Annotated in this window: 3 protein-coding genes; all 3 read left to right on the top strand. The window is 71.2% G+C overall.

Translation table 11 applies throughout. From position 1 onward, the window contains the following. Positions 1-139: 139 nt before the first annotated feature. Positions 140-2,458: a DEAD/DEAH box helicase gene (locus tag VFH10_RS03450; RefSeq protein WP_325125963.1), complete on the top strand. Its 2,319-nt coding sequence runs from the start codon at positions 140-142 to the stop codon at positions 2,456-2,458. 17 nt (positions 2,459-2,475) lie between these two features. After that, on the top strand, positions 2,476-3,909 hold the full coding sequence (locus VFH10_RS03445; protein ID WP_325125961.1) for a glycosyltransferase: 1,434 nt from the start codon (positions 2,476-2,478) through the stop codon (positions 3,907-3,909). A gap of 67 nt (positions 3,910-3,976) precedes the next feature. Beyond that, on the top strand, positions 3,977-5,013 hold a 1,037-nt coding region (gene ychF / locus VFH10_RS03440), incomplete at its 3' end, for a redox-regulated ATPase YchF (RefSeq protein WP_325125959.1).

The following is a 5,013-nucleotide window of genomic DNA, read 5'->3' as shown; positions in this document are numbered from 1 at the left end:
GTGTTCGGTGCCGACAACGTCGGGATGCTCACCGGTGACGCCTCGGTGAACCCGGGCGCTCCGGTCATCTGCTGCACCGCCGAGATCCTCGCCAACCAGGCGCTGCGCGAGGGCGCCGAGGCGGACATCGGGCAAGTCGCTGGTCGCCGAGGCCGCGCACCGCGCGGCGCTGGCCGAGGGCCGGGTCTCCTTCTACACCGCGCCGATCAAGGCGCTGGTCAGCGAGAAGTTCTTCGCGCTGTGCGACGTGTTCGGCCCCGAGAACGTCGGCATGCTCACCGGCGACGCCGCGGTCAACAAGGACGCACCGCTGATCTGCTGCACCGCGGAGATCCTCGCCAACCAGGCCCTGCGCGAGGGAGCCGACGCCGACATCGGTCAGGTCGTGATGGACGAGTTCCACTTCTACGCCGAGCCCGACCGCGGCTGGGCGTGGCAGGTGCCGCTCCTCGAGCTGCCGCACGCGCAGTTCCTGCTGATGTCGGCCACGCTCGGCGACGTCACGTTCTTCCGCGACGACCTGACCCGGCGCACCGGGCGCGACACCGCGGTCGTCAGCTCGATGGAGCGGCCGGTCCCGCTCAGCTACGCCTGGGCCGAGACGCCGCTCCACGAGACGCTCGAGGAGCTGCTGACGACCCACCAGGCGCCGGTCTACGTCGTGCACTTCACCCAGGCCGCGGCCCTCGAGCGCGCGCAGGCGCTCACCTCGGTCAACGTGGCCACCCGTGCCCAGCGCGACGAGATCGCGGACCTGATCGGCGGCTTCCGCTTCGGCACCGGCTTCGGCAAGACCCTGTCGCGCCTGGTGAAGCACGGCATCGGCGTGCACCACGCCGGCATGCTGCCGAAGTACCGCCGTCTCGTGGAGACGCTCGCCCAGGCCGGCCTCCTCAAGGTCATCTGCGGCACCGACACTCTCGGGGTGGGCATCAACGTGCCGATCCGGACGGTGGTGCTCACCGGGCTGACGAAGTACGACGGCCGTCGCCAGCGCGTCCTCAAGGCCCGGGAGTTCCACCAGATCGCCGGCCGCGCGGGCCGGGCCGGCTACGACACCGCCGGCACCGTCGTCGTACAGGCGCCCGACCACGTCGTGGAGAACGCGAAGGCGCTCGCCAAGGCGGGCGACGACCCGAAGAAGCTCCGGAAGATCCAGCGCAAGAAGCCTCCCGAGGGCCAGATCACCTGGAACGAGGCGGCGTTCGACCGACTGGTGGCTGCCGAGCCGGAGCCGCTGGTGTCCCGGATGCGGGTCACGCACTCGATGCTGCTCAACGTGCTCGCCCGGGAGGGCGACGCTTTCGCCGCGCTGCGGCACCTGCTCCGCGACAACCACGAGGACGGCCGCAGCCAGGTGCGGCTGGTGCGGCGGGCGGTGGCGCAGTACCGCAGCCTGCTCGCCGCCGGCGTGGTGATGCAGACGGTCACGACCGCCGGGACTCACTGCCGGCTCGTTGAGGATCTGCAGGAGGGCTTCGCGCTCAACCAGCCTCTGTCGACCTACGCCCTCGCCACCTTCGACACCCTCGACCCCGAGTCGGCCACCTACGCGCTCGACGTGGTGTCGGTCGTCGAGGCGACCCTCGAGGACCCGCGGCAGGTGCTGATGGCCCAGCAGTTCCAGGCACGCGGGGAGGCGGTCGCGGAGATGAAGGCCGACGGTGTCGAGTACGACGAGAGGATGGAGCTGCTCGACGACGTGACCTGGCCGAAGCCCCTGGAGGAGCTCCTGGAGGCGACGTACTCCATCTACGCCCGCACCCATCCCTGGATCACCGAGTCACCGCTGTCGCCGAAGAGCGTCGTGCGTGACATGTACGAGCAGGCGATGACGTTCCAGGAGTACGTCGCGGCGTACGGGCTGTCCCGCAGCGAGGGACTGCTGCTGCGCTACCTCTCCGACGCCTACCGCGCGCTGCGGCAGACGGTCCCCGACAGTGTCCGCACCGACGAGCTCGAGGACATCCAGGCCTGGCTCGGCGCCGTGGTGCGGCAGACCGACTCCAGCCTGCTCGACGAGTGGGAGCAGCTCACCGACCCGACGCTCGCGCTGGCCCGGGCCCGGGAGCAGTCGGACCCGCTGCGCCCGCCGGAACCCGAGCGGATCACCGCCAACCGGCGGGCCTTCACGGTGCTGGTGCGCAACGCGCTGTTCCGGCGGGTCGAGCTCGCCGCTCTGCGCAGGGTCGACGAGCTCGTCGACATGGACGGCGACGTGTGGGACGAGCCCCTCGCGGCCTACTTCGATGACCACGACCGGGTCGGCACCGGGCCGGACGCCCGCGGCCCGGGGTTGTTCCTGGTCGAGGAGTCCCCGGACACGTGGGCGGTGCAGCAGATCCTCGACGACCCGGAGGGTCACCACGACTGGCGGATCGTCGCCGAGGTCGACCTGCGGGCTTCCGACGACTCGGGCGAGCTGGTCTTGCGTAACACCCACCTCACCCGCCTCTGACGTGCCACGATGAACTTGTGCGTGAGGTCGAGGTCGGCGCCGTCCCCATCGACCGCCTTGCGTCCCTGCTCGACCCGAGCCGGGCCGCACGGCTGGCCGACAACGCGGCGCGCGCCCGCGTCCTCCTCGACGGGCGTGCGGTCTGGAACGTGAACGCCACCGCCACCGGTGGTGGCGTCGCCGAGATGCTGCAGGCGCTGCTCGACTACGCCCACGGCGTCGGCGTCGACACCCGGTGGTTGGTGCTCGACGGCACGCCCGAGTTCTTCGCGGTGACCAAGCGGATCCACAACCTCCTGCACGGCGAGCCCGGGGACGGCGGACCGCTCGGCGAGGACGAGCGTCGCGTCTACGAGGACGTGCTGCGCAGCAACGCCGGGGACCTCGCCGCCCGCGTGCACCCCGGGGACATCGTGATCCTGCACGACCCGCAGACGGCCGGGCTGGTGTCGGCGCTGCGGGACCACGGCGCTCAGCTGGTGTGGCGCTGCCACGTCGGTCGGGACACCCCCAACGAACGCACCGACCTGGCCTGGGACTTCCTCCGTCCGTACGTCGTCGAGGCGGCCGCCGCGATCTTCTCCCGGACGGTGTATCGGCCCGGCTTCGTGGACCCCGCGCGGTCCTGGGTGATCGCGCCCTCGCTGGACCCGTTCAGCGCCAAGAACGCTCCGCTCTCCGCCGACGACGTCGCGGCCGCCCTGCAACGGGCCCGGCTCGTGGACCTGCCCACCCCCGACGGTGACCTGGGCTTCCACCGCCGCGACGGCTCGAGCGGCGCCGTCCGCCGGCACGAGGGGCTGCTCCTGACCGGTGGCATCGTCCCGCGGGACGCCCGCCTGGTGCTGCAGGTCAGCCGCTGGGACCGGCTCAAGGACATGGTCGGCGTCATGCGCGGCTTCGTCGGCTGCCTGGACCGTCTCGACGACGACGTGCACCTGATGCTCGTCGGCCCGGACGTTTCCGGAGTGACTGACGACCCCGAGGGCGCGGAGGTGCTCGCCGAGTGCCGGCAGGCGTGGGCCGACCTGGAGCCGGCCGCCCAGGCGCGCGTGCACCTGTGCAGCCTTCCGATGGACGACGTGGACGAGAACGCGCACCTGGTCAACGCCCTGCAGCGGCACGCCGCGGTGGTCGTGCAGAAGAGCCTGGTGGAGGGCTTCGGACTGACCGTCACCGAGCCGATGTGGAAGGGCCGTCCGGTCGTCGCGTCCCGCGTGGGGGGCATCCAGGACCAGGTGGTGCACGGTGAGTGCGGACTGCTGCTCGACGACCCCACGGACCTCGTCGGCTTCGGGGACCTGCTGGTGTCGGTCACCAGCGACGCGGGTCTCGCCGAGCGGCTCGGCGCCGCCGCCACCGAGCGGGTGCGCGAGCGGTTCCTCGGCGACCGGCACCTGATCCAGTACGCCGAGCTGTTCCGCCGGCTGCTGACCGGACAGGCCGACTGAGCGCCGTACCGCATGCCCCGACCGGCGGATTCGGAACCGGCCGTGGCCGCCCGTAGACTGCCCGCCCGTGGCACTCACCATCGGAATCGTCGGGCTCCCCAACGCGGGCAAGTCCACGCTCTTCAACGCGCTGACCAAGAACGACGTGCTCGCCGCGAACTACCCGTTCGCCACGATCGAGCCCAACGTCGGCGTCGTCGGGGTGCCCGAGCCGCGGCTGGTCGAGCTGGCGAAGATCTTCGGCTCCGCGCGGATCCTGCCCGCGACGGTCGAGTTCGTCGACATCGCCGGCATCGTCCGCGGGGCGTCCGAGGGCGAGGGGCTCGGCAACAAGTTCCTGTCCCACATCCGCGAGTCGGCCGCGATCTGCCAGGTCACCCGGGTGTTCCGCGACGAGGACGTCACGCACGTGGACGGCGAGGTGAACCCCGCCAACGACATCTCCACGATCCAGACCGAGATGATCCTCGCCGACCTGCAGACGGTGGAGAAGGCGATCCCGAGGCTGGAGAAGGAGGCCAAGGGCAGGAAGGAGCTCGGCCCCGTTGTCGCGGCCGCCAAGGACGCGATGGCCGCCCTGGAGGCCGGCACCCCGATCATCGCCACCGACATAGACCGGCCGTTGATCCGGGAGCTGAGCCTGCTGACGGCCAAGCCGTACATCTACGTCTTCAACTGCGACTCCGACGAGCTCGGCGACGAGGGCCTCAAGCAGAAGATGCGTGACCTGGTCGCGCCGAGCGAGGCGATCTTCCTGGACGCGAAGTTCGAGGCGGAGCTCGTCGAGCTCGGCGACGACGACGAGGCTCGGGCGATGCTCGAGGAGATGGGCGTCGACGAGCCGGGCCTCGACGTGCTCGCCCGGGTCGGCTTCGACACCCTCGGCCTGCAGACCTACCTGACCGCTGGGCCGAAGGAGGCCCGCGCCTGGACGATCCCCAAGGGCGCCACCGCCCCCGAGGCCGCGGGCGTGATCCACACCGACTTCCAGCGCGGGTTCATCAAGGCCGAGATCGTGTCGTTCGACGACCTGGTCGCGGCGGGTTCGATGGCGGCGGCGAAGGCGGCGGGGAAGGTGCGGATGGAGGGCAAGGACTACGTCAT

The organism is Nocardioides sp. (assembly GCF_035697785.1).
Taxonomy (GTDB): domain Bacteria; phylum Actinomycetota; class Actinomycetes; order Propionibacteriales; family Nocardioidaceae; genus Nocardioides_B.
The sequence above is the reverse complement of the archived record's forward strand: the minus strand, read 5'-3'. Positions and strand labels throughout refer to the sequence as shown.